The sequence below is a fragment of the Burkholderia ubonensis genome (assembly GCF_902833085.1).
In the GTDB taxonomy this organism is placed as follows: domain Bacteria; phylum Pseudomonadota; class Gammaproteobacteria; order Burkholderiales; family Burkholderiaceae; genus Burkholderia; species Burkholderia ubonensis.
The window spans coordinates 12,987-37,544 of the sequence record NZ_CADFEB010000004.1; the positions used below are offsets into that span (position 1 = coordinate 12,987).

Genomic DNA, 24,558 nt, shown 5'->3' on the forward strand with positions numbered 1-24,558 from the left:
TGGGAATTGTTCTAAATATGCGAGGCAGATGGCGGTGGAGTGCCGTGGGAAGTTGGTCGGGCTGACGATGTCTAATAATCAACCTATCTCTTTGGCGAAAAAATAATACTTGTCCGATTGAGTTGTAGGTTATGCCGGGATTAATGTCATCGCTTTTGTCGTTTGCATTTGTGACGACGGACGGGAGCAAGAACGTATCCGCGTCGTCTTCGCATGCGACGTCACCTATTTCCGGATCGAGGTCATGACAATTTCGAGGCAAGCCCTGTTCGGCAAACTCGGCCATTCGCTGTTCCGAAGCGTCGAGTCCGCCACGACTTTCTGCAAGTTGCGCGGCAACCCGTACGTCGAGCTGGCGCATTGGCTGCATCAATTGCTGCAGGCCCCGGACGGCGATCTGCAACGGATCGTCCGGCACTGCGACATCGACGCCGAGACGCTCGATCAGGACGTGCTGCGTGCGTTGGCCGCGCTGCCGGCCGGCGCGAGCTCGATCAGCGACTTCTCGCACCATATCGAGACGGCCATCGAGCGGGCATGGGTGCTGGCCTCGCTGGATTTCGGCGATCGGCGGGTCCGCGGCGCATGGCTCGTCGCGGCGCTCGTTACGACGCCCGAGTTGCGCCGTGTGCTGCTGTCGATCTCTCCCGCGTTCGGCAAGATCCCGCTCGATTGCCTGGGCGAGATGCTGCCCGCGTGGATCGCCGGATCGCCGGAGGCTGCGGATGTGCCGTACGACGGCACCGACTTCGGTGGCGCAGTGCCCGGCGAGTCGGCAGGCGCACTCGCGCCGGCGGCGGCCGGCGGCTCGCCGCTCGAGCAGTATTGCAGCGATCTCACCGCGCGCGCGCGGGCAGGCGAGATCGATCCGGTCGTCGGCCGCGAGCTCGAGATACGCACGATGATCGACGTGCTGTTGCGCCGGCGTCAGAACAATCCGCTGCTGACGGGCGAGGCGGGCGTCGGCAAGACGGCCGTGGTCGAGGGCCTCGCGCGCGCGATCGTCGACGGCGAGGTGCCGCCGAAACTCGCCGACGTGCGCCTGCTGAGTCTCGACGTCGGCGCGCTGCTCGCCGGCGCGAGCATGAAAGGCGAATTCGAGGCACGTCTGAAGGGCGTGCTCGAGGCGGCGATGAAATCGACCGTGCCCGTCATCCTCTTCGTCGACGAGGTCCACACGCTGATCGGCGCGGGTGGCCAGGCCGGCACGGGCGATGCAGCGAACCTGCTGAAGCCGGCGCTGGCGCGCGGTACGCTGCGCACGATCGGCGCGACGACCTGGGCCGAATACAAGCGGCACATCGAAAAGGATCCGGCGCTGACGCGGCGCTTCCAGGTGCTGCAGGTCCCGGAGCCGCAGGAAGCGGCCGCGATCGACATGGTGCGCGGGCTCACGCGGACCTTCTCGCGGCACCACGGCGTCGTCGTGCTCGACGAGGCGATTCGCGCGGCGGTCGCGCTGTCGCATCGCTATATTCCGTCGCGGCAACTGCCGGACAAGGCGATCAGCCTGCTCGACACCGCCTGCGCGCGCGTGGCGCTGTCGCAGCACGCGCCGCCGCGCGAACTGCAGGACGTGCGTCAGCGCTTGCAGGCCGTGCGCGTCGAATGCGACCTGCTCGAGCATGAACGGCGCATCGGTCTCGGCGACGCGGATGCACTGGCCCGCGCGCAGGCGCGCATCGTCGAGCTGGAACGGGAGGCCGAGGGTGTGGAGGCGCGCTGGCGGGCGCAGGCCGACGCCGCGCAGGCGTTGCTGAGCGCGCGTGAAGCGGCGGGGGAGGCCGCCGGTGACGGCTTGCCGGACGACCGGCTGCAAACGCTCGAGCGCGCGCTCGAGGAACTGCAGGGCGACACGGCGCTCGTCTTCCCGGAAGTGAACGAGGCGATCGTTGCGGAAATCGTGTCGGACTGGACGGGCATTCCCGTGCGCCGGATGGTCACCGACGAGGTCGCGGCGGTGCGCACGCTGCCCGACACGCTCTCTGCCCGCGTGATCGGGCAGAGGGATGCGCTCCTGCGGATCGGCGAGCGCGTGCAGACCGCGCGCGCAGGACTGACGGATCCGAGGAAGCCGCTGGGCGTGTTCCTGCTGGCCGGCCCGTCGGGCGTCGGCAAGACCGAGACGGCGCTGGCGCTCGCCGAGGCGCTGTACGGCGGCGAGCAGAACCTGATCACGATCAACATGAGCGAGTATCAGGAGGCCCACACGGTGTCCGGGCTGAAGGGCGCGCCGCCCGGCTACGTCGGTTACGGCGAGGGCGGCGTACTGACCGAGGCGGTGCGGCGCCGACCGTATTCGGTTGTCCTGCTCGACGAGATCGAGAAGGCCCACGGCGACGTGCACGAGATGTTCTTCCAGGTGTTCGACAAGGGTTACATGGAGGACGGCGACGGGCGCTACATCGACTTCCGCCACACGACGATCCTGCTGACGAGCAACGCCGGTTCCGACCTGATCGCGAGCCTGTGCTCGGACGAGACGCTCGCGCCCGACGCTGACGCGCTGTGCACGGCGCTCGGGCCGGCACTGCTGAAGACGTTCCCGGCTGCGTTCCTCGGACGCGTGAGCGTGGTGCCGTACCGGCCGCTCGCGCAGGCGACGCTGTCGCAAATCGTGCGTCTGCATCTGGACCGCGTGACCGCCCGCATGGCCGACGGGCACGGCGTGGCGTTCAGCTATGCGCCGGCCGTGCTCGACTACATCGTCGAACGCTGCCTCGTGCAGGAAACGGGGGCGCGTCTGCTGATCGGCTTCATCGAGCAGCACGTGCTGCCGCGGCTCGCTGCGCAGTGGCTCGACGCGCTTGCGTCGAAGCGCACGCTGGCGCGCATCGAGCTCGATCTGGTCGACGCCGGCGCGGCGCCCGCGGAAGCATTCGCGTTCCGGGCGTCTTACGCGCAAGAGGGCGACTGACGGGGCGAGGCCGCGGATCGTCCGCTCGCGGCCTTGTCGTCTACTGCAGGATCAGACGCAGTTGGGCATCCGCGTGTTCGGCCGGCATTTTCGCGAAGCCGCTGTTTGCGTAGCGGTGCCAGCGGCCGAGCACGTAGCTGACGACGAGGCTGGCGCGCACCGATGGGTCGTAATCGGCGGGCAGTGGCACCGTGCGCGCGGCGGGGTGGGCGTCGCGCGCGTTCGCGTTGAGGAGCGCGAGCCGCAGGCATTGCCTGATCGACGCTTCAAGCCGCTCGAGTAATTTGTCGACGCGCTCGGTCAGCCGCCCGTCCTCGCCGACGAGCGCCTCGCCCGTCAGCACGCGCGTCATGCCGGGATTCTTCGCGGCGAAATTGAGCATCGTCAGCGCGATCGTGCGGGCCTGCAGCACGCCGTTCGGCTCCTTCTCGACGATCTGGTTGACTAGGCCGAACAGTGACTGTTCGATGAACTCGATCAGTCCCTCGTACATCTTCGCCTTGCTCGGGAAATGGCGGTACAGCGCGGCCTCCGACACGTCGAGCCGCGCCGCCAGCGCAGCCGTCGTGACTTTCTCGCGCTTCGGTGCCTCGAGCATCGTCGCGAGCGTCTGAAGGATGTGCATGCGGCGCTCGCCCGGCTTCGGGCGCGCGCGGGTGCGGGTGGGTGGAGCCTGGTCGTCCGTTACCGCTTGGTCCTGCGGGTGAGTCGGCTGCATTTCTGTCGCCCCGATCGAGTGCCCAGTCGGAGCGATTTTAACGAACGAATCCGCTGGTCGACATAATGCGGGCGGCCGGTGCCCGGCAGGTGGCCCGGCAGATGGCCGGTGATCCATACGGTGCCGATGCCGAGGCGCTTGTAGCGCTTCAGGTGGCTGCGCGTGTCCTCGACGAGGATCGCGTCCGCCGGGCGCGCGTGCGCGGCGCGCAGCGTCCGGCGCAGCATCGTGTAATCGGGCTTCGCGCGCCACGCGCGGCGGTCGCGCATGTGCTCGATCGCGATCACGCGCTCGAACAGCCGCTCGATGCGCAGCTCGCGCAGCACCGCGCGCGCGTAGTTCTCCGGCGCATTGGTCAGCACGAACTTGCGGCCGGGCAGCGCGGCGACGATCCGTGCGAGGCCGCGCTCCGCGCGCAGCATCGCGGGCAGGTCCGCGAACGTGTGGACGACGCGCAGGAAGTCGTGCGGATCGATCCGGTGGTGGCGGGTGAGGCCGAGGAGCGCCGCGCCGTAGCGCACGGTGTAGTCGTTGCGCAGGCGGTCGGCTTCGGCGCGCCCGACCTGGAGCGCGTCGATGATGTATTGCGTCATCGCGCGGTTGATCTCGGGGAAGATCGCGTGCGATGCGTGGTGAAGGGTGTTGTCGAGATCGAACAGCCACACCGGCGCGCCGGCGCGGGGCCGGCTGCGCGAGATGCGCCGGCGCCGCAGGGCGGCCGGCAGGTCGGGGGAAGGTGGCTGGCGGCGGGCGCTCAATGCGAGCGGATCATCGTGCCGAACGGCTGCTCGGTAAGGATTTCCAGCAGCACCGAGTGCTCGATCCGGCCGTCGACGATGTGCACCGACTTCACGCCGCTCTTCGCGGCATCGAGCGCCGACGAGATCTTCGGCAGCATGCCGCCCGAGATCGTGCCGTCCTCGAACAGCGCGTCGATCTCGCGCGCCGACAGGTCGGTCAGCAGGTTGCCGTCCTTGTCCATCACGCCCGGGATGTTGGTCATCATCAGCAGCTTCTCGGCGTTGAGCACCGTCGCGAGCTTGCCGGCGACCAGGTCGGCGTTGATGTTGTACGAGAGGCCATCCTCGCCGAAGCCGATCGGCGAGATCACCGGAATGAACGCGTCGTCCTGCAGTGCCTTCACGACCGCCGGGTTGATCGCCTCGACTTCACCGACCTGGCCGATGTCGATGTACTGGCCCGGATTGTCGCGGTCCGGCATCAGCAGCTTGCGCGCGTGGATCAGGCCGCCGTCCTTGCCCGTCAGGCCGACCGCGTGGCCGCCGAAGTGGTTGATCAGCATCACGATGTCCTGCTGCACTTCGCCGCCCAGCACCCACTCGACGACTTCCATCGTCTCCTCGTCGGTGACGCGCATGCCCTGGATGAAGGTGCCCTGCTTGCCGATCTTCTTCAGCGCCTGGTCGATCTGCGGGCCGCCGCCGTGGACGATCACCGGGTTGATGCCGACCAGTTTCAGCAGGATCACGTCGCGCGCGAAGCCTTGCTTGAGCCGTTCTTCCGTCATCGCGTTGCCGCCGTATTTGATGACCACGGTCTTGCCGTGGTAGCGGCGGATGTACGGCAGCGCCTCCGCGAGGATTTCGGCTTTCAGCGTGGGGGCGATCTGCGAGAGGTCGATGGGCTCGGACATGGCGGCGGCTCTGGCTGGGAACGGTTGAAACAGGGCGAATTGTACAGGAGTGGCGCAGCGCAGCATCGGGGATTTTGGGCGGGCGGGGACGCGTGGCGGCAGGGGGCGGCGCAACGGGCGATCGGGCTGCGCGGCCCGGCCGGCGCGGGAAAGCCGGGGGTGGACGCGGCGCCGGGGAGGGCGCGATGCGCGCCGTTCGCACGCCCTTCCCGCGCTTGCGGCCCTCGACGTTAGCCGTTCGGCCGACCCGCAAAATCCGGCCGCCGCGTTATGCTTGTTTCGTTGGGTGCCGCCACGCCCGTTCTCAGCCGCCCCGTCATGACCGACACCACCGCCGATCGCCGCCGCGCCCCGCGAAGCGCGCGCTGCCCGCGTTGCAGCCGCAGCTTCGACTGCGGCGCGCGCACGCAGCCGTTCGACTGCTGGTGCATGTCTATGCCCGGGCTGCCCGACGGCGCGCAGCCGGCCAGCGGCGCGCGTTGCCTGTGCCCGGAATGTCTTGCCGACGAGATCGCTCGGCGCGTGGCGGGAAAGCCGGCGTAGCGGAGATGGCCGGGGACGCGCGATGTCCGGGGCTCGCGTTCTGGCCCCTTCCTAGGGGCGCCCCCGGTTAAACGGGTAAACTGGGCGAATGCAACGAATCACCACTACCGGCCGCGTCAACCTCAGCCATCTGTTCTGGTTGCGAAACCTCGCGATCATCGGCCAACTCGCGACGATCGGCGTCGTCCAGACCTATTTCGGCGTGCATCTGCCGCTGCCGGCGATGCTGATGGTCATCGCGCTCGAAATCGTCTTCAACGCGCTGACCTGGGTGCGGGTGCTGCGCGCGCGGCCCGAGACCAATTTCGAGCTGCTCGGCCAGCTGTGGGTGGATCTCGGCGCGCTGTCGGCGCTGTTGTTCCTGTCCGGCGGCACGACCAACCCGTTCGTGTCGCTGTACCTGCCGTCGCTTGCGATCGCGGCGGCCGTGCTGCCGTGGCACCTGATGATCTGGCTCGCGGCGTTCGCGGTCGCCTGCTATGCGGCGCTCGGCTTCGATTCGGTGCCGCTCAACATGGACAATCCGGCGAACCTGTTCGACTACTACCGAACCGGGATGTGGGTGAACTTCATGGTCAGCGTGGGACTGATCGCGTGGTTCGTCGCGCGCATGTCGAACGCGCTGCGCCAGCGCGACGCGGCGCTCGGCGAGGCGCAGCAGCGGCTCTTGCGCGACGAGCGGGCGGTCGCGCTCGGCGTGCAGGCGGCGACGGTCGCGCACGAGATGGGCACGCCGCTGTCGACGATCGCGATGCTGACCGAGGAACTGCGCGACGCCGCGCGCACCGATGCCGGCCTTGCGCGCTACGACGCCGACCTGAAGGTGCTCGACGAGCAGATGACGCTCTGCACGTCCGCGCTCGCGCGCCTGCGCAGCCGCGCGAGCGCGCCGGCGAGCCGCCAGCCCGTCGACGACTGGCTCGACACGTTCGTCGAGCACTGGCGGCTGCGGCATCCGCACGTGCAGTTCGAGCTGCTCGGCGCGCGGCCGGCGGGCGTCGCGCTCGACGACCCCGTCGCGGCCGGCCAGATCCTGACGATCCTGCTCGACAATGCAGCACGCGCGAGCCCGCAGCACGTGACGCTCGCGGCGAAGGTCGCGCACGACGGCAAGTCGGATGAGATCGAATTCGAAGTACGCGACGATGGTCCGGGCATTCCGGCCCCGCTGCGCGAGTCGCTCGGCGCGATGCCGGTCGACAGCACGCAGGGCGGGCACGGGGTCGGCCTGTACCTTGCGTTCAGCGCGGCGGCGCGGCTCGGCGGCCACATCGAGCTGTCGGACGCGAAGCCGCGCGCGGCGGCGGCCGTAGCGGGCCTGCCGGTCGGCGCATCCGACGGTCACGCGCCGGAAGCGGCCAACGGAGCCGGGCGCTCCGGCGGCCGCTCGGCCGGAGCCTCCCCGGGCCGCGGCACGCGGGCCGTGCTGCGCCTGCCGGTGACGCGCCACGCGGCGTAGTTCGCCCCCAACCACATATAGACGGAGAAACCACATGAGCGACAACAACTTCCTGGTGATCGACGACAACGAGGTGTTTGCGGGCACGCTTGCGCGCGGCCTCGAGCGCCGCGGCTATGCGGTCCAGCAGGCGCACGACAAGGAGACGGCGCTCAAGCTCGCCGCGGCGGGCAAGTTCCAGTTCATCACCGTCGACCTGCATCTCGGCGACGACTCGGGGCTGAGCCTGATCGCGCCGCTGTGCGACCTGCAGCCGGACGCGCGGATTCTCGTGCTGACGGGCTACGCGAGCATCGCGACGGCGGTGCAGGCCGTGAAGGAAGGCGCCGACAACTATCTCGCGAAGCCGGCGAACATCGAGTCGATCCTGGCCGCGCTGCAGACCAACGCGAGCGAAGTGCAGGCGGACGAAGCACTCGAGCACCCGGTCGTGCTGTCGGTCGACCGGCTCGAATGGGAGCACATCCAGCGCGTGCTCGCGGAGAACAACAACAACATCTCGGCGACGGCCCGTGCGCTGAACATGCACCGTCGCACGCTGCAGCGCAAGCTCGCGAAGAAGCCGGTACGGCAGTGAGGTGAGCGGGACTTCGCGCGAAGCTTGCGTGAGTCTGGTGTTGACGGGGCCTGGTCCGCGCCGGTCGGTTGCGCCGACCAGCGATGCGAATCAGGCGGTGTGCAGGTTAGGTGGTGTGCTGGTGAGGGGCGCTGGCCAATCAGTCCGGCCGGCGTCTTTCCACACGAACCGGCGATGGAACGGGAGACGTCACATCGTCCGCGCGGGGCCTCCGACTCGTCTGGCTTCATTTCTTGGGAGCAAATGCCACAGATGAAAGGCACTTCGGGTTGCGCTCCTTGAAGCTGAAAGACAGTTCGCCCCACTGGAGGGCGGTTGTATGCGAAGTGACTTCGTCGAGTGAATGCCCGCGAGGGGTATCCGTGATTTTGACATTGCCATAGTGCTCACGCACCTTATCGAGGCCGATGCACGATCCGCTTAGCCATAACACCATGAACCCAGGATGCGCCCCATGTCGCTTGATACGCAGATCCACGGTTTCGATGACGACTCCGTCCGATAAAGGGATGGGGGCGCTCTTATAATATTGGGTTATTCCGGCTGGACCGTTTCCATCCTCGAAGAGTTGGGTCGAAAGCAGGTTTTCGATATTGGCTTTCGTGAACGGGATCTGCTGCGCAAGGGTGTCGATGGCTTGCCACAGCGTCAAATCCGGTTGCGTCATGTGCGAATCCTGTCTGTATTGTTTGGCGGCTGGACCACATCCGGCAAGCCAGATTGCCAAACCGAAGGTGGCGAGGGTCATGCGCAAACTACTTTGCGCTGGGACAATTCGCGTCATACCAGTTCCCATAATATTCCGCATAGGGTTGGCGCGTGTTTGAGGTCAATTCGCCTTCACCAAATTGCTCCCCGATCGCCCGTCGAGCAGCGTCGGCGTCACCATCGAGCAGAAATTGGTCGTACGCCTTGTTGTAGGAGGCATGGTTGGCGCTGTTGCCGGAGATGCCGATGTCTTGCCCGCCGTTGGCGAGAATTTCGCGCCGGGCCTTGATGTTGTTGATGGTCGCCGCGCCTTCATCGTCCAGTGTGCTATTTACATACGCGGCTTTCGACGAACAATCCTCCCTGAGTGGATAGGTTGCGTGTCCGACCTCGTGTGCCAGCGTTTGTGTGGCAGATACAGGATGATCCTTGAGATCGCCGTCGATTGTGATGATTTTCCTCCTGCGATCCGCGAAGGAGCCTCCGCCAGACGGGCCGAAATTGATTTCCCAGTCTTCCTCGTCGAGTTTCCGCAGATCGCTTTGCAAACTCGGAGACTTGGCGGCCAACTGGTCGACGTCACTTCCCAAGCCAGTCTTTACCGTGTCGACCGGTTTGGCGACCGCTGCTGCACCTGTGACTGACTTCGCCGGGTCGAGAGGTGCAGTGGCTCGCGACGAGCCCGCGCCGAACGGTTGCTTGATCGCTGGTGGCACCGGCTCCGGCGCGACGTGTCGAAGTCGAGAAAGCCGATCCGACGCAACGAGCCTGCGCGCTCGGTACGCGTCGCTCAGCCGCCAGTGCAAACTGGATGCACTTCGCTCAACCCACCCGGCGGGGTTGACCATCCAGTAGCCGCCGTCAGGCCAGGCTCGATCGTCGATCCACGTCACCATCGAAGCGAACCGCATTGGATCGAGCACGAACCATCTGCCGCGATCAATTGCCTCCTGCAAATCGGCCGCCCAGTATCGACTGACCCCAAGCGGAGCGGTATATCGCCAGTCGCGCTGCTCCAGTACGCTGTCGATGAATTGGATCAACTGATTGGGATTCGTTTCCAGCGTCGCGTCGTGCAAACTGGCGCCGCGCAGGGACGCGTGAACCATATTGCCGATCAGGCGCCACCCGCGATCGGGAGCCGCGACCCACGGGGCGTCCTCGGGTTCCAGGTCGGAACAATTGATAAGCTGTACAGATTGTCCTTTCAGGTAGAAGCGCGCCTTGTCCCTCGGTTCGGTCATCCAGTCTCTCAATATGGTTGTTGTGTCTGCTTCGACAAGCAATAGCCGAAACGATGCAGGCCGAAGAGGAGACGGTCAATTGGACCTGTACGAAAGATCGGGGGCGGCTTTTTTGAATCAAGAATCCGCAGCTTCGAGCGGGTGCGCATCGCACGCACCCGTAAAAAGAAACGGGCGGCCCCGCCGGAGCCGCCCGTTTCCCGTTCGATGCCGCGTGGCGCTTACAGCACGTAGCGCGACAGGTCCTCGTCCTGCGACACCTCGCCGAGCGCGCGCTCGACATATTTCGCGTCGATCGTCACGCATTCGCCGGCGTGATTGCCGGCCGCGAACGACACTTCCTCGAGCAGCTTCTCGATCACCGTGTACAGGCGCCGCGCGCCGATGTTCTCGGTCTTCTCGTTGACCGCGTACGCGATCTCCGCGAGGCGGCGGATGCCGTCTTCGGCGAATTCGAGCTGCACGTCCTCGGTCGCGAGCAGCGCCTGGTACTGCTTGACGAGGCTCGCGTCGGTCGCGACGAGGATCGCCTCGAAGTCCTTCACCGACAGCGATTCCAGTTCGACGCGGATCGGGAAGCGGCCCTGCAGCTCCGGAATCAGGTCGCTCGGCTTCGCGAGATGGAACGCGCCGCTCGCGATGAACAGGATGTGATCGGTCTTCACCATCCCGTACTTCGTGTTGATCGTCGTGCCTTCGACGAGCGGCAGCAGGTCGCGCTGCACGCCCTGGCGCGACACTTCGCCGCCGCTGCCTTCGTTGTTGCGCGACGTGATCTTGTCGATCTCGTCGAGGAACACGATGCCGTTCTGCTCGACGTTCTGCACGGCCTTCGTCTTCACTTCCTCTTCGTTCAGCATCTTCGCCGCTTCCTCGTCGGTCAGCAGCTTCAGCGCCTCGCTGATCTTCACCTTGCGGCGCGTCTTCTTGCCGGAACCGAGGTTCGAGAACATCGAGCGGATCTGCTCGGTCATCTCTTCCATCCCGGGCGGCGCCATGATGTCCATGCCGATCGTCGGCTGCTCGAGGTCGAGCTCGATTTCCTTGTCGTCGAGCTGGCCTTCACGCAGGCGCTTGCGGAACGTCTGACGCGTCGCGTTGTTGTCGTCGTTCGCGTGCTCGGCGCTCGCGCCGAACCCGACCGCGCGCGGCTGCGGCAGCAGGATGTCGAGGATGCGGTCCTCGGCCTGGTCGGTCGCCTTGCTGCGCACCTTGCGCATCTCGGCTTCGCGCGTCTGCTTGACCGAGATATCGATCAGGTCGCGCACGATGCTGTCGACGTCGCGGCCGACGTAGCCGACTTCGGTGAACTTGGTCGCTTCGATCTTGATGAACGGCGCGTCGGCGAGCTTGGCCAGGCGCCGCGCGATTTCGGTCTTGCCGACGCCCGTCGGCCCGATCATCAGGATGTTCTTCGGCGTGATTTCCGTGCGCAGCGGATCGGCGACCTGCTGGCGGCGCCAGCGGTTGCGCAGCGCGACGGCCACCGCCTTCTTCGCCTTGTCCTGGCCGATGATGTGCTTGTCGAGTTCCGAGACGATCTCGGCAGGGGTCATGGTGCTCATGTTTCGTTCCTTACTCGATCGTTTCGATGACGCGGTTGTGGTTCGTGTAGATGCACATGTCGCCGGCGATCTCGAGCGATTTCTCCACGATCTCGCGCGGCGACAGCTCGGTGTTCTCGACGAGCGCGCGGGCCGCGGCCTGCGCGTACGCGCCGCCCGAGCCGATCGCGCAGATGCCGCCTTCCGGATCGAGCACGTCGCCGTTGCCCGTGATGACGAGCGTGGTGCTCGCGTCGGCCGCGATCAGCATCGCCTCGAGGCGGCGCAGCATCCGGTCGGTGCGCCAGTCCTTCGCGAGCTCGACGGCCGCGCGGGTCAGGTTGCCCTGGTGCTTCTCGAGCTTCGCCTCGAAGCGGTCGAGCAGCGAGAACGCATCGGCGGTGCCGCCCGCAAAGCCGACCAGCACCTGGTTGTTGTAGATCCGCCGCACTTTCCGCGCGCCACCCTTCATGACGATGTTGCCGAGCGTCACCTGGCCGTCGCCGCCGAGTGCGACCTGGTTGCCGCGCCGGACCGAAACGATGGTCGTGCCGTGAAATTGCTCCATCTGCGTTCCTTGAGAAAAACGGGGAAGAGGCGGCGGCGCGTCGCGCCGCCGCGTGAATCGCGGTGCGCCGGGGAGCGGCCCGGCACGCATGCGTTTCATTTTAGGGCGCGCGCGGGGATATCAAGAGCGGGGGGAGGGAATTCGCCCGGCCGGAAAAACAAAAAGCGCGCGGGAGGCCGCGCGCTTTCGGGAAGCAGCGTGTCTGGGCGGAACGCCGGCTGCTCAGTCGCCGAACAGCTTCTGGCGCAGCTCGCGGCGCTCCTGCGCCTCGAGCGACAGCGTCGCGGTCGGCCGCGCGAGCAGGCGCGGAATGCCGATCGGTTCGCCGGTTTCCTCACACCAGCCGTAATCGCCGGAGTCGATGCGGGCGAGTGATTGCTGAACCTTCTTGAGGAGCTTGCGCTCGCGGTCGCGCGTGCGCAGTTCGAGCGCGTGCTCTTCCTCGATCGTCGCGCGATCGGCAGGATCGGGCACGATCACCGTCTCGCGGAGGTTCTCGGTCGTCTGGCCCGCATTGTGGAGGATTTCCGCCTGCAATTGTTCGAGCCGAGCTTTGAAGAAGGCGAGCTGATCCTCATTCATGTAATCCTTGTCGCTCATCTTCAGGATTTCGGCTTCGGTCAAGAGTTTCTTCGTCATCTGCTTGCTTCTTCAATGTGCGGCAAACGAAACATATTGCCTGCACTTTGGGATTACCCGCAACTGCGCTTGCAATCATTTGCGTTTGGCGACTGCGGGGCCGAAAGCCTCTGGAAAAACCGGTTCTCAAATACCAGGACGGGCCTGGTGCCGACTTGCGCGCGCGGCGAACCGGTTTGCTGCGCGGCTGATCGCATCGGACGCGGCCTGGCCGGATGCGGAACTGTTGCGATGCCCGGCAATGCTCTTCTGCAAGAACCGGGCCTGTCTTTTACCGTACTCCAGCGGGCACGTATTGTAACTGAATCGCAAGTCTGCGCCGTATCGGGTCGATCCCCGTCGGCTGCGCCGATATCTCTAAAATATAACCTGCAAATCGCGAAAAAGCGATGACGGCAAAACCCTTGCAGGAAGCGGCTCCCGGGCCGCCGCCGGCAGCGGTCGGCGGCCGGCGGCGGAGCGGATGCGTGCTCAGGCGAGGCAGGCGTCGAGGCCGTCGGTGATCAGGTCCTGCGGCAGATCGACGCCGATGAACACCATCTTGTTGGTTTTCTTCTCGATCGGCAGCCATTTCGCGGCGAGGTCGCTGCCCATCATCTGGTGCACGCCTTGGAACACGACCTTGCGGTCGACGCCCTTCATGTACAGCACGCCCTTGTAGCGCAGCATCCGCTCGCCGTAGATCTGCAGGATGCCGCCGAGGAAGTCCTCGAGCTTGTTCGGATCGAACGGGCGGTCGTTGCGGTACACGAACGACTTGATCTTGTCGTCGTGGTGCGCGTGGTGATGATGGCCGTGCGCGTGGTCGTGGTCGCAATGGCCGTGATCGTGGTCGCAATGCGCGTGGTCGTGATCGTGGTCATGGCCGTGGTGCGCGTGCGCGTCCTCCGCGAGGAAGTCCGGATCGATCTCGAGCTTCGCGTTCAGGTTGAAGCCGCGCAGGTCGAAGATTTCCTTGATGTCCGCGTCGCCGAAGTTCACGACCTTGATCGCCGCCCGCGGGTTCATGTGCACGAGTCGGTGCTTGAGCTCGGCGAACGTCTCGTCGTCGACGAGGTCCGACTTCGTGATGAACAGGCGGTCGGCGAAGCCGACCTGGCGCTGCACGACCTCGTGCTCGTCGAGCTGCGCGTCGGCATGCTTCGCGTCGACGAGCGTGATGATCGCGTCGAGCAGGAAATCGTCGGCGATCTCGCTGTCGATGAAGAACGTCTGCGCGACCGGGCCCGGGTTCGCGAGGCCGGTCGTTTCGATCACGATGCGGTCGAAGTCGAGCTTGCCGTCGCGCTTCTTCGCGGCCAGATCGCCGAGCGCGCGCGCGAGGTCGCCGCGGATCGTGCAGCAGATGCAGCCGTTGCTCATCTGGATGATCTGCTCGTTCGTATCCTGCACGAGGATTTCGTTGTCGATGTTCTCTTCGCCGAACTCGTTCTCGATCACGGCGATCTTCATGCCGTGCTGTTCGTTCAGGATGCGCTTAAGCAGCGTCGTCTTGCCGCTGCCGAGGAAGCCGGTGAGGATGGTGACGGGAGTGGCCATGTCGGTCGCCTGTGGTTCGTGAATCGGGGTCAAAACCAGGATGTGCGTCGCGCCCGGCAACCCGGGCGCACAACCATTCATTGAAACATATCTGTCAAGCCCCCGCCCTTCGGCCAATCGGCCGGGCCGGCGGGAGCGGCTGCGCGGGAAGATCGGGGCGATCAGACGATTTGCAACAGCAGGCCCTTCAGATATTCGCCTTCCGGGAACGCGGCGAGCAGCGGGTGATCGACGCCCGCGCCGAGGCGCTTCAGGATGCGCGCGTCGACTTTCGCGTCGGCGGCCGCGCCGGCGACGATCTTCTGGAACAGGTCCATGTCGATCGCGCCGGAGCACGAGTAGGTGAACAGCAGGCCGCCCGGACGCAGCAGCTTGAAGCCGCTCAGGTTGATGTCCTTGTACGCGCGGGCCGCACGGTCGACGCTGTCGCGGGTCGGCGCGAACTTCGGCGGATCGAGCACGATCAGGTCGAAACGGTCGCCTTCGTCGACGAGGCGGCGCAGCGTCTTGAACGCGTCGGCGTCGAGCCAGCTCGCGCGCGCCGGATCGAAACCATTCGCGACGACGTTCTGCTGCGCGAGCGCGAGCGCGTCGCCCGACGAATCGATCGACACCACGCGCGCAGCTCCGCCCTTCAGCGCGGCGAGCGAGAAGCCGCCCGTGTAGCAGAAGCAGTTCAGCACGTCGCGCCCGTTCGCATACTGCGTGACCAGCGCGCGGTTGTCGCGCTGGTCGACGTAGAAGCCGGTCTTGTGGCCGTTCGGCACGTCGACGTGATAGCGCACGCCGTTTTCGTTCGTGATCAGCGTCGCGGGCGGCGGGTCGCCGGCGAGCACGCCGGTGGTCTGCTCGAGGCCTTCCTTCTCGCGGATCGACACGTCCGAGCGCTCGTACACGTTCGGGCAGCCGGTCGCGCCGACGAGCGCCGCGACGATCGCATCCTTCCAGGCTTCGACGCCGGCCGCCATGAACTGGCAGACGAGCTGGCCGCGCGGCGACGCGGCGCCCGAATCTTCGACGTAGTGATCGACGATCAGCCCCGGCAGCCCGTCGGCCTCGCCGAACACGAGCCGCACCGCGCCGGTGCCCGAGACCATCGTGTTGCGATGCGCGACTGCGCGCTGCACGCGCCGCTTGAAGAACGCGTGGTCGATCGGCTCGTTCTCGTCGAAGCTCCACACGCGCACGCGGATCTGCGAATGCGGACTGTACGCGCCGCGCGCGAGAAAGCGGCCGTCGTGCGCGCGCACGATGACGGTCGCGCCGGGTGCGGGCTTGCCGTCGACGCGGTCGATCGCGTTGGCGTAGATCCACGGATGGCGGCGCAGCAGCGATTTGTCCTTGGACGGCTTGAGTGTGACGGTTAGCATGGCTTGATCGAATTGGGCCGCGCCCCGCGGGGACTTCGTCCGGTCGTCGGGCGCGGCGGGTAAAAACGGAAAGCGTGGGTCAGTCGCGCTTCTTCGCGCGCGGATGCGCGCTGTCGTAAATCTTCGCGAGGTGCTGGAAGTCGAGCGACGTATAGACCTGCGTGGCGGCGACGCTCGCGTGCCCGAGCAGCTCCTGCACCGCGCGCAGGTCGCCGCTCGACTGCAGCACGTGCGTTGCGAACGAGTGGCGCAGCACGTGCGGATGGACGTTCGCCGGAATGCCCGCCGCGAGCGCCGCGCGCTTCACGCGCTCGCGCACGACGCCGGGCGACATCCGGTTGCCGCGCACCGACAGGAACAGCGGATGCGGATCGTGCTTCACGAACTCGCCGCGCACCGCGAGCCACGCGTTCAGTGCGTCGATCGCCTTGCGGCCGACCGGCACCTTGCGCTCCTTGTTGCCCTTGCCGCGCACGGTCACCTCGGCCTCGGCGAGATCGAGCCAGCCGGCCGAGCGGTAGCCGTCCGCCTGTGCGTACCTGACGTCGAGCCCGATCAGCTCGGCCAGGCGAAGGCCGGACGAGTAGAACAGCTCGAGGATCGCGTGGTCGCGCAGGCCTTCGGTCGTGCCGGGCAGCGGCGCGTTCATCAGCGCCGTCGCGTCGTCGACCGACAGCGCCTTCGGCAGCGTTTTCGCGCGCTTCGGCGCGCGCACCGCGGCGACCGGGTTCGCGGGCATCTCGATGCGCTGCGCGAGCCAGCGGTAGAACGCGCGCCACGCGGACAGCCGGTGCGAGATCGAGCGCGCGGACAGCCCGGCCGCGTGCGCGCGGGCGACCGCGCCGCGCATGTCGACGGCGCTCAGCGCTTCGAGCGGCCGGCCGGCGGCGAGCTTCTTCAGCTCGCCGAGCTCGTGCGTGTACGCGCGCAGCGTGTGATCCGACAGCTGCCTGACGTGCTTCAGGTTCGACAGGTAGGCGGCGATCGGATCGTCGGACATCGCGGGAATCAGTGCGGCAGCAGGCGCGTCAGCGCGGCGCTCGCGAGCGTCGCGATCTGCGCGAGGAAGTCGGTGGCCATGCCGTCGTGGAAGCGGCGCGGGTCCGGCGAGCCGAGCACCAGCAGCCCGAACGCGGGCGCATCGGCGCCGGCCTGCGGTGCGCGCAGCGCGAGCAGCGCGACCGACGCGGCCGCGCCGTCGCCGGCCGGGGCCGTGTCGCCGCCGTCCGTCGCGTTCGCCGGCGCGGCGAGCGCGGGCGCGAGCCACTGTGCGGCCTCGAAGCCCGTGTTCGCGCCGCAATACGGCGTCGCGAGCCCGTTCGTGAAGAGACGCACCTCCTCGCCGACCTGGCGCGCGAAGTCGGCCTGCGCGTAGGTGTCGGCGACGTCCCACACGCGCAGCGCGGTCTGCGGCACGTCGAACACGTCGGCGAGGCCGTCGGCGATCGTGCGCGGCAGCGCGTACGGATCGCGCTCGGCGATCACGCGCGCGGTCCAGCGGCTGAACTTCGCAGACAGGCTGTCGTTTTCGTGGCCGTAGCGCACGAGCTCCGCGAGCCGGCGCTCGAGATGCTTGTTCTTGTCGCGCAGCATTTCCATCTGCCGCTCCTGCAGCGAGATCGCCGCCTTGCCGTGCGGGTTCGCAAGGCGGATCGTGGCGAGCAGTTCGGCGTGCTGCGCGAAGAATTCGGGGTTGGCGAGCAGGTAGTCGGCGACTTCGCGATCGTTCATGTGACGGGAGCGTTCAATCAGGACAGTGAATGGGTCAGGCAGCCAGGTCGATCTCGCCTTCGAAGACAGTCGCCGCGGGGCCCGCCATCATCAGCGGCGCGGCTTCGTCGCGCGCGCCGTCCCAGCTGATCGTCAGCGTGCCGCCGTGGGTGTGCACGCTGACAGGCGAATCGAGCAGGCCGCGCCGGATGCCGGCCGCGACCGCCGCGCATGCGCCGGTGCCGCACGCGAGCGTCTCGCCCGCGCCGCGCTCGTAGACGCGCAGCTTCACTTCCGAGCGCGACACGATCTGCATGAAGCCGGCGTTGACCCGCTGCGCAAAGCGCGCGTGGCGCTCGATCAGCGGGCCTTCGACGAGCACCGGATAGCGTTCGGCGTCGTCGACGACCTGCACCGCGTGCGGGTTGCCCATCGACACGGTCGAGATCCAGCGCGTGGCGCCGTCCACGTCGAGCGGCCAGAGCGTGTCGCGGCCTTCCGTGCGACCCGCAAGGCCGGACGCTTCGAAGGGCACCTGCGCCGGCTCGAACACGGGCGCGCCCATGTCGACGACGACCTCGCCGTTCTCCTGCATCGTCAACGTGATCAGGCCCTTCATCACTTCGACGCGCACGCTGCGCTTGTCGGTCAGGCGCCTGTCGAGGACGAACTTGACGAAGCAGCGCGCGCCGTTGCCGCAGTGTTCGACCTCGCCGCCGTCGCAGTTGAAGATCCGGTACTTGAAGTCCGCGCCGTCGACGGTCGGCTTCTCGACCAGCAGCAGCTGATCGGCGCCGACGCCGAAATGGCGGTTGGCGAGCGCGCGCACTTGCGCTTCGGTGAGCGGCGGCAGCGCGCGGGAGTAGCCGTCGAGCACGACGAAGTCGTTGCCGGCGCCATGCATCTTGGTGAATGAGAGCTTCACGGTTCCCGGGATTCCATTGCAAACAGGGGGCTCAGCGCGGCAGGCTCGTCGCGGCGCGGTGCCGGAAGGCCGTTTGCGTCACGCTGATCTCAAGCGCGAATGATACATGCAGCCGTCATGGCCGTCCCGTGCGGTCGGGGTGCGGCGCGGCTGGCGCGGGCGCAGCCGGAGGGCGTTGCGATGGCCGATCGGCTGTCTTGTCCGGGGAGGGACACCGGTTTTAGGCTGGCTGGGCGTGGCGTGCTGGTGCGTGCGGGAAGTGATTCAACGATCCCCGCGCGTTTGACATGTCGGGCAGACGGTGCGTATAGTGAGGCTATACGCTATACAGGCGAGGCCGGTGGCCATCGCGACTCGAGTGTAGGAGGTCCATGATCAAGTCATGGCAACACAAGGGGCTGGAAGCGTTTTTCCTCAGCGGGAGCAAGGCGGGCATCCGGCCCGATCATGCGCCCAGGCTGGGGCGGCAGCTTGCCCGGCTCGACCTGGCGAGCGCGCCGCTGGACATGAATTTGCCGGGATGGCGGTTCCACCGGCTCGAGGGTTCGCTCGTCGGCCACTACGCGATCAGCGTCAACGGCAACTGGCGATTGACCTTCAGGTTCGACGGGCCGGACGCCGTCCTGGTCGATTACCAGGACTACCACTGAGGTCGCTCAAAGGCATGACACGCATTTTCAATCCGCCGCATCCGGGCGAAGCGCTGCGGGAGGATGTACTCCCGGCGCTCGGCCTGACCGTTACCGAGGCCGCGGCCCAGCTCGGCGTGACGCGCGCGGCGCTGTCCCGCGTGCTGAACGGTCACGCGGGCATTTCGCCGGAAATGGCGCTGCGCATCGAAGGGTGGCTCGGCGTGGAAAACGGCGGGCGCGCGGATCTCTGGCTGGCCCAGCAGGCCGCTTACGACCTCTGGCAGGCGCGCGCGAAAGGCATGCCGAAGGTGGTGCGGGCGCACGCGCGGACGTGACGGCCGGGCGTGCGCGCCGGATCAGTACAGGCCCGGCTCGCCGGGCGGGCGGGTCTTGAAGCGCTTGTGGACCCAGTAGTACTGCTCGGGCATCAGCGGAATCTGCTCTTCGAGGAATTCGTTCATCCGGCGCGCGTCGAGATCGTCGTCGCCGGTCGGATAGTGGTCCCACGGCTTGAACACCTTCAGCCGGTAGCCCTGGTAGTTCGGCAGCACCTCGCCGATGAACGGCACCAACTGCGCGCGGCCCGTCTTCGCGAGCCGGCCGACCGCCGTCAGCGTGCACGCGGGCACGCCGAAGAACGGCACGAAGGTCGAATTGCGCAGCCCGTAATCCATGTCGGCGCCGAGCATCACCGGCTTGCGGTCGCGCAGCCAGCGCAGCACCACGCGCGCGCTGTCCGCGCGGCCGACCATCTCGGCATCGAAGCGGCCGCGCGCCGCTTTCGCCGCTTCCTCGAGCACCGGGTTCGTGAACGGCTGGTACAGCGACCCGCAGCGGCGCTGCAGCGAACGGTTGAGCCAGATCGAGCCGGCCTCGATGCCGACGAAGTGCAGGCCGAGGAACAGCGTCGGCGGCAGGTCCGGATCGGTGAGGTCGATCGCGCTGTCGACCTGGATCAGCTTCTCGAGCTTCTTCGCGGAGCCGAACCACTGGACGCTGCGCTCAACGTAGCTGCGGATCGCGTGGCGGAAGTGCTGCCCGGCGACTTCCTCGCGGCGCGCGTCGCTCCATTCAGGAAAGCAGAGGGTCAGATTTGTATGCACGATGCGCTTTCGCCGGCTGGGAATCTGGTAGAGCAGCCAGCCGAGGCCGTCGCCGAGCCGCGCGGTCAAGCCGTACGGCAGCAGCGCGAGCAGCTTCAGGAAGCCGATGGCGAGATGCGTGCCGAGGCGGCCTAGCATGCGAAACCTCCGTGATCCCGGCGAACCGGCACATTGAGAACAGGGTTGAAAGACAGCGGGACATGCGGCACGGGCAACGCTCTGTGACAATTCTGGAAAGCCGCTATAATACGGGCTTCGCCGAGTTAACTGACAACTTGCGGGGCGAAGCCGGCTGGCGCGAAGCGCGCTGCCCGGTACTGGTAATCCGCTAAAGCGTCGCCACTTCGGGCTGCTAGAAGATGGCTACGTGAAGCCAACCGTAACCACACAAGGAGCCTCAAAAAGTGGCAAACGATTATCTCTTTACTTCCGAATCCGTCTCCGAAGGCCATCCGGACAAGGTCGCGGACCAAATCTCGGACGCGATTCTCGACGCCATCCTCGCTCAAGACAAATACTCGCGCGTTGCGGCTGAAACGCTGTGCAACACGGGTCTTGTCGTCCTGGCCGGTGAAATCACCACGACGGCCAACATCGATTACATCCAGATCGCGCGCGACACGATCAAGCGCATCGGCTACGACAACACCGACTACGGCATCGACTACAAGGGCTGCGCGGTGCTCGTCGCGTACGACAAGCAGTCGCCGGACATCGCACAGGGCGTCGACCGCGCGCATGACGACAACCTCGACCAGGGCGCGGGCGACCAGGGCCTGATGTTCGGTTACGCGTGCGACGAAACGCCGGAACTGATGCCGCTGCCGATCTACCTGTCGCACCGCCTCGTCGAGCGCCAGGCGAGCCTGCGCCGTGACGGCCGCCTGCCGTGGCTGCGCCCGGACGCGAAGTCGCAGGTGACGGTTCGCTACGTCGACGGCAAGCCGGATTCGATCGATACCGTCGTGCTGTCGACCCAGCACGCGCCGGATATCGAGCTGCCCGCGCTGCGCGAGGCCGTGATCGAGGAAATCATCAAGCCGACGCTGCCGGCCGACCTGATCAAGGGCGACATCAAGTTCCTGGTGAACCCGACCGGCCGGTTCGTGATCGGCGGCCCGCAGGGCGACTGCGGCCTGACCGGCCGCAAGATCATCGTCGACACGTACGGCGGTGCCGCGCCGCACGGCGGCGGTGCGTTCTCGGGCAAGGATCCGTCGAAGGTCGACCGCTCGGCTGCCTACGCCGGCCGCTACGTCGCGAAGAACATCGTCGCGGCCGGCCTCGCGTCGCGCGCGCTGATCCAGGTGTCGTACGCGATCGGCGTCGCCGAGCCGACCTCGGTGATGGTCAACACGTTCGGCACGGGCCGCGTGTCGGATGCGACGATCACGAAGCTCGTGCGCGAGCACTTCGACCTGCGTCCGAAGGGCATCATCAAGATGCTCGACCTGCTGCGCCCGATCTACGAGAAGACCGCCGCCTACGGCCACTTCGGCCGCGAAGAGCCGGAATTCTCGTGGGAAGCGACCGACAAGGCGCTCGCGCTCGCGGAAGCGGCCGGCGTCGAGCCGGCGGTGCGCGTCGCGTAAGCGTCAGTCACCCCAAACGAAAAACCCCGGCTATGCCGGGGTTTTTTATTGCTGCCGTCGCGGCGCGCGGGCGCGGCGACGTTTGCGTGCGGCGGTTTGCTGCGCTGCGATCAGCGTGCCGCGAACGCGAACCAGCCGGTGCTGGCGGCCAGGCGGCGCGGACGGTTGACCCGGCGCTGCGGGCCGCCGGCGCGGCGCAGCGCGAGCGCGCGCAGCGACGACGGCTTCTGCAGCAGCGAGCGCAGCCCGGTGCGGCGCGCGAGCGCCTGCGCACTCATCAGCGAGAAGAACGCGTGGAACCACGCGCGGATGCCGTCGAGCCGCGCGGGCTGTTGCGTGCGCACGGCGAGCGCCTGCGCACGCGCGCGGTGATGGCGCAGCGGGCGAAGGGGAACGGAGGGCACGACGCGCTTCGCAGCGCGGCTGAGACGGGAAGTCAGACGGAATGGCATGTAGATTGTGATGCTTTGCTCGAATGGATGGCGCCCTTGACGAACGCACTGGTATGTAACGGCCTCGGATGGCGCAGCGCATCGTATCCGAAGCGGCTGCGCGCCGCGCCCGCCAGAACTGACAGGCCGGGTCAGGCTACAGGGGATTCATGACGGGCAAAAGTCGCGGATAACCCTTGTGCCGCAAGGCCTGCATTACATACCGCCTGACGGTGAGGCCGTTGCGGACGCGCACAGTTCCCTTGCTCTGGATCAAATTGCCGAACGGCAATTCCCTGCGCACGACAATGGTGCTGCACACGTCATCCGGCGCCGTTTTACAATCGAAACATTCACAAGAAATATTTCGAGCGTCCCATGTCTTCTTTGCAGTCGGATTCGATTCGCGCGCAGGTGGCGGAACTGCGCGAGCAAGGCTTCGTCGTCGCCCGCGGGCTCGTGAGCGCCGAGCAGTGCGCGGCGCTGAAGCGCGTCGCCGAGCGACAGTTGCAGGAAGCCGCGCAGCCGATCGAGTTCGAGGCCGACCTGCGCTATCCGGGCGCGCCCGAGTCGAAGCATGCGCCGGGCGGCCACACGGTGCGGCGGCTGCTCGATGCGTACGGGCGCGATCCGGCGTTCGCCGAGCGCGCGATCGCGCCGGAAATCGGCGCGTGGATGCGGGAGTATTTCGGCGAGCAGCCCGTGCTGTCGCGCGCGCATCACAACTGCATGATGACGAAGCATCCCGCGTACGGCAGCCTCACCGGCTGGCACCGCGATTTCCGCTACTGGTCGTTCGAACGCGCGGACATGGTGTCGGTGTGGCTGGCGCTGGGGGCGGAAACGAACGAGAACGGCGCGCTGTGGCTGGTGCCGGGCTCGCATACCGCCGAGTTCGGCGGGCAGGCGTTCGACGACGCGAAGTTCTTCCGCAGCGACCTGCCGGAGAACCGGAAGCTGATCGACGCGGCCGTGTGTCCGCCGCTCAACGCCGGCGACGTCGTGTTCTTCCACTGCAACACGCTGCATTCGGCGGGGCAGAATCGCTCGGACCAGGTCAAGTTCTCGCTCGTGTTCACCTATCACGGCGAGAGCAACCGGCCGATTCCGGGCACGCGTTCGGCGGCGAAGCCGGAAGTGCGGTTCTAGGCGCACCAGCGGCCGTGCGGCCGCTGCATCGGATGGTTCGTCGCCGCGCAGCGCGCGTCAGCGCTTGCCGCCGGGCATCGCGAGGCCGATCAGGCCGATCAGCGACGCGACGGCGCCGCCCGCGATCAGCAGGATCGTCTTCGTCGCCGGCGAACCGGTGAAGAAGCGCGATACGTCGTCGTTAATCGAGTGGAACGACTGTCCGCCGAAATACAGCAGCACGACGCCGCCGACGAGCAGCGCAACCGAGATGACCCGGGTCATACAAACCTCGCTGAAACGGTGATTCGAGACGCCGCAGTGTAGGCGAGCGTCGCGGCCGCGTCCATTGCCGTGCGCGCATCGGCCGCGTTCGCTACCATATCCGTCCTGCGTTTCCTTCGCCGCCGGCGCGCCTCGCGCGGTGCCGGCGCGCGTCCGCCCTCCGACGTCCTGACGGGATTACCCATGGCCTACGAAGCTGCTTCCGAACGTTATGCCGACATGCAATACCGCACGTGCGGCCGATCCGGGCTCAAACTGCCCGCCCTGTCGCTTGGCCTGTGGCACAACTTCGGCGATGCGACGCCGATCGCGACGCAACGCGAGATTCTGCGCACCGCGTTCGATCTCGGCATCAACCACTTCGATCTCGCGAACAACTACGGGCCGCCGTACGGCAGCGCCGAAACCAACTTCGGGCGGCTCCTGAAGGAGGATTTCCGGCCGTATCGCGACGAGCTGCTGATCTCGACGAAGGCCGGCTGGGACATGTGGCCGGGGCCGTACGGCAGCGGCGGCGGCTCGCGCAAGTACGTGCTCGCGAGCCTCGACCAGAGCCTCGCGCGGATGGGGCTCGACTACGTCGACATCTTCTATTCGCACCGCTTCGACGCGCATACGCCGCTCGAGGAAACGGCCGGCGCGCTCGCGACCGCGGTGCAGCAGGGCAAGGCGCTGTACATCGGCATTTCGTCGTATTCGGCGGCGAAGACGCGTGAGATGGCCGCGCTGCTCGCGCAGTACAAGGTGCCGCTGCTGATCCATCAGCCGTCCTACAACCTGCTGAACCGCTGGGTCGAGCACGAACTGCTCGACACGCTCGACGAGGTCGGCACGGGCAGCATCGCGTTTACGCCGCTCGCGCAGGGGCTGCTGACGTCGAAATACCTGAACGGCGTGCCGGCCGACGCGCGCGTCAACCGGCCGGGCGGCGGCTCGCTGAAGGAGGACCACCTGAGCGCGGACAACCTCGAGCACGTGCGCAGGCTGAATGCGATCGCCGAACGGCGCGGGCAAAGCCTCGCGCAGATGGCGCTCGCGTGGGTGCTGCGCAACGGGCGCGTGACGTCCGCGCTGATCGGCGCAAGCCGCGCGGAGCAGGTGCGGGAAAACGTCGGAGCACTGAAGAACCTCGCGTTTTCGGCAGACGAACTCGCGGAGATCGATCGCTACGCGACGGAAGGCGGCATCAATCTGTGGGAAAAGCCGTCCACCGATCAGGCGATCTGACCGGCATGCGATGCGGCGCGCGACGCAGCCGCCGCATCGTATCGA

25 protein-coding genes are annotated in these 24,558 nt (G+C 66.8%); 9 read left to right on the forward strand and 16 right to left on the reverse strand.

Going from position 1 to position 24,558, the window contains the following annotated elements; genetic code table 11:
* Positions 1-244: 244 nt before the first annotated feature.
* A complete protein-coding gene (gene tssH / locus HWX31_RS11245) occupies positions 245-2,917 on the forward strand; it encodes a type VI secretion system ATPase TssH (RefSeq protein WP_174964430.1) in 2,673 nt (890 codons plus the stop codon).
* A 40-nt stretch (positions 2,918-2,957) separates the two neighbouring features.
* Here tssH and slmA read toward each other — a convergent pair whose 3' ends face one another.
* Genes slmA through argB form a run of 3 tightly spaced genes read right to left on the reverse strand, consistent with a single transcriptional unit; the run spans position 2,958 to position 5,289 of the window.
* Complete coding sequence (gene slmA / locus HWX31_RS11250; protein ID WP_059662031.1) at positions 2,958-3,635, reverse strand: nucleoid occlusion factor SlmA; 678 nt, start codon at positions 3,633-3,635, stop codon at positions 2,958-2,960.
* Positions 3,602-4,393 carry a pyrimidine 5'-nucleotidase gene (locus HWX31_RS11255; protein ID WP_174964429.1) on the reverse strand — a complete coding sequence of 264 codons (792 nt, stop codon included), beginning with the start codon at positions 4,391-4,393 and terminating at the stop codon, positions 3,602-3,604. Before HWX31_RS11255 ends, slmA begins: the two co-directional genes overlap by 34 nt.
* Positions 4,390-5,289, reverse strand: coding sequence for an acetylglutamate kinase (argB, locus tag HWX31_RS11260; protein ID WP_010090348.1), 900 nt, complete (start codon positions 5,287-5,289; stop codon positions 4,390-4,392). The genes HWX31_RS11255 and argB overlap by 4 nt, the downstream gene beginning before the upstream one ends.
* 318 nt (positions 5,290-5,607) lie before the next feature.
* Between argB and HWX31_RS11265 the strand changes: the two genes are divergently transcribed.
* The 3 genes from HWX31_RS11265 to HWX31_RS11275 all read left to right on the forward strand — a co-directional run bounded on the left by HWX31_RS11265 (position 5,608) and on the right by HWX31_RS11275 (position 7,868).
* Positions 5,608-5,832, forward strand: a complete 225-nt coding sequence (locus HWX31_RS11265; protein ID WP_059611875.1) for a cysteine-rich CWC family protein — start codon at positions 5,608-5,610, stop codon at positions 5,830-5,832.
* Between the two features lie 88 nt (positions 5,833-5,920).
* Positions 5,921-7,291 (forward strand): ATP-binding protein, encoded by a 1,371-nt coding sequence (locus HWX31_RS11270; protein WP_174964428.1) that lies wholly within the window; start codon positions 5,921-5,923, stop codon positions 7,289-7,291.
* A 34-nt stretch (positions 7,292-7,325) separates the two neighbouring features.
* The gene (locus tag HWX31_RS11275) at positions 7,326-7,868 is read left to right on the forward strand and encodes a response regulator transcription factor (RefSeq protein ID WP_059611872.1); all 543 of its coding nucleotides are present in this window, start codon (positions 7,326-7,328) and stop codon (positions 7,866-7,868) included.
* A 226-nt stretch (positions 7,869-8,094) separates the two neighbouring features.
* Here HWX31_RS11275 and HWX31_RS11280 read toward each other — a convergent pair whose 3' ends face one another.
* The 10 genes from HWX31_RS11280 to dapF form a co-directional block, all read right to left on the reverse strand.
* Positions 8,095-8,616, reverse strand: a complete 522-nt coding sequence (locus HWX31_RS11280; RefSeq protein WP_341829932.1) for a hypothetical protein — start codon at positions 8,614-8,616, stop codon at positions 8,095-8,097.
* 7 nt (positions 8,617-8,623) lie between these two features.
* A complete protein-coding gene (locus HWX31_RS35245) occupies positions 8,624-9,820 on the reverse strand; it encodes a hypothetical protein (protein WP_174964427.1) in 1,197 nt (398 codons plus the stop codon).
* Between the two features lie 221 nt (positions 9,821-10,041).
* The gene (gene hslU / locus HWX31_RS11290) at positions 10,042-11,385 is read right to left on the reverse strand and encodes an ATP-dependent protease ATPase subunit HslU (protein ID WP_059611865.1); all 1,344 of its coding nucleotides are present in this window, start codon (positions 11,383-11,385) and stop codon (positions 10,042-10,044) included.
* A 10-nt stretch (positions 11,386-11,395) separates the two neighbouring features.
* Positions 11,396-11,932 (reverse strand): ATP-dependent protease subunit HslV, encoded by a 537-nt coding sequence (hslV, locus tag HWX31_RS11295; RefSeq protein ID WP_042586564.1) that lies wholly within the window; start codon positions 11,930-11,932, stop codon positions 11,396-11,398.
* Positions 11,933-12,154: 222 nt separating this feature from the next.
* Positions 12,155-12,571, reverse strand: a complete 417-nt coding sequence (dksA, locus tag HWX31_RS11300) for an RNA polymerase-binding protein DksA (RefSeq protein WP_059611863.1) — start codon at positions 12,569-12,571, stop codon at positions 12,155-12,157.
* A gap of 471 nt (positions 12,572-13,042) precedes the next feature.
* Positions 13,043-14,110: a CobW family GTP-binding protein gene (locus HWX31_RS11305; protein WP_481971379.1), complete on the reverse strand. Its 1,068-nt coding sequence runs from the start codon at positions 14,108-14,110 to the stop codon at positions 13,043-13,045.
* A gap of 161 nt (positions 14,111-14,271) precedes the next feature.
* Positions 14,272-15,480, reverse strand: coding sequence for a class I SAM-dependent rRNA methyltransferase (locus HWX31_RS11310; protein ID WP_174964425.1), 1,209 nt, complete (start codon positions 15,478-15,480; stop codon positions 14,272-14,274).
* A gap of 79 nt (positions 15,481-15,559) precedes the next feature.
* Positions 15,560-16,480, reverse strand: a complete 921-nt coding sequence (gene xerC / locus HWX31_RS11315; protein WP_174964424.1) for a tyrosine recombinase XerC — start codon at positions 16,478-16,480, stop codon at positions 15,560-15,562.
* A gap of 8 nt (positions 16,481-16,488) precedes the next feature.
* Positions 16,489-17,211 carry a DUF484 family protein gene (locus HWX31_RS11320; RefSeq protein WP_174964423.1) on the reverse strand — a complete coding sequence of 241 codons (723 nt, stop codon included), beginning with the start codon at positions 17,209-17,211 and terminating at the stop codon, positions 16,489-16,491.
* A 34-nt stretch (positions 17,212-17,245) separates the two neighbouring features.
* The gene (dapF, locus tag HWX31_RS11325) at positions 17,246-18,115 is read right to left on the reverse strand and encodes a diaminopimelate epimerase (protein ID WP_174964422.1); all 870 of its coding nucleotides are present in this window, start codon (positions 18,113-18,115) and stop codon (positions 17,246-17,248) included.
* 371 nt (positions 18,116-18,486) lie between these two features.
* Here dapF and HWX31_RS11330 point away from each other — a divergent pair, with 371 nt between their 5' ends.
* A complete protein-coding gene (locus tag HWX31_RS11330; RefSeq protein ID WP_059616417.1) occupies positions 18,487-18,765 on the forward strand; it encodes a type II toxin-antitoxin system RelE/ParE family toxin in 279 nt (92 codons plus the stop codon).
* Positions 18,766-18,779: 14 nt separating this feature from the next.
* Complete coding sequence (locus HWX31_RS11335; RefSeq protein ID WP_059587760.1) at positions 18,780-19,082, forward strand: HigA family addiction module antitoxin; 303 nt, start codon at positions 18,780-18,782, stop codon at positions 19,080-19,082.
* A gap of 21 nt (positions 19,083-19,103) precedes the next feature.
* Here the strand turns inward: HWX31_RS11335 and lpxL are convergent, their stop codons facing one another.
* Positions 19,104-20,078 carry a lauroyl acyltransferase LpxL gene (gene lpxL, locus HWX31_RS11340; protein ID WP_279613147.1) on the reverse strand — a complete coding sequence of 325 codons (975 nt, stop codon included), beginning with the start codon at positions 20,076-20,078 and terminating at the stop codon, positions 19,104-19,106.
* A 176-nt stretch (positions 20,079-20,254) separates the two neighbouring features.
* On the opposite strand from lpxL, the gene metK reads away from it, so the two are divergent.
* Positions 20,255-21,442: a methionine adenosyltransferase gene (gene metK, locus HWX31_RS11345; RefSeq protein WP_174964420.1), complete on the forward strand. Its 1,188-nt coding sequence runs from the start codon at positions 20,255-20,257 to the stop codon at positions 21,440-21,442.
* 110 nt (positions 21,443-21,552) lie between these two features.
* Here metK and HWX31_RS11350 read toward each other — a convergent pair whose 3' ends face one another.
* Positions 21,553-21,894, reverse strand: coding sequence for a hypothetical protein (locus tag HWX31_RS11350; protein ID WP_042586554.1), 342 nt, complete (start codon positions 21,892-21,894; stop codon positions 21,553-21,555).
* Between the two features lie 357 nt (positions 21,895-22,251).
* Between HWX31_RS11350 and HWX31_RS11355 the strand changes: the two genes are divergently transcribed.
* Complete coding sequence (locus tag HWX31_RS11355) at positions 22,252-23,022, forward strand: phytanoyl-CoA dioxygenase family protein (RefSeq protein WP_059611844.1); 771 nt, start codon at positions 22,252-22,254, stop codon at positions 23,020-23,022.
* Between the two features lie 57 nt (positions 23,023-23,079).
* On the opposite strand, the gene HWX31_RS11360 is transcribed toward HWX31_RS11355, so the two are convergent.
* On the reverse strand, positions 23,080-23,286 hold the full coding sequence (locus tag HWX31_RS11360; protein WP_059634526.1) for a DUF3185 family protein: 207 nt from the start codon (positions 23,284-23,286) through the stop codon (positions 23,080-23,082).
* A 183-nt stretch (positions 23,287-23,469) separates the two neighbouring features.
* On the opposite strand from HWX31_RS11360, the gene mgrA reads away from it, so the two are divergent.
* Positions 23,470-24,513: an L-glyceraldehyde 3-phosphate reductase gene (gene mgrA, locus HWX31_RS11365; RefSeq protein WP_174964419.1), complete on the forward strand. Its 1,044-nt coding sequence runs from the start codon at positions 23,470-23,472 to the stop codon at positions 24,511-24,513.
* The last annotated feature ends 45 nt before the right edge of the window (positions 24,514-24,558 follow it).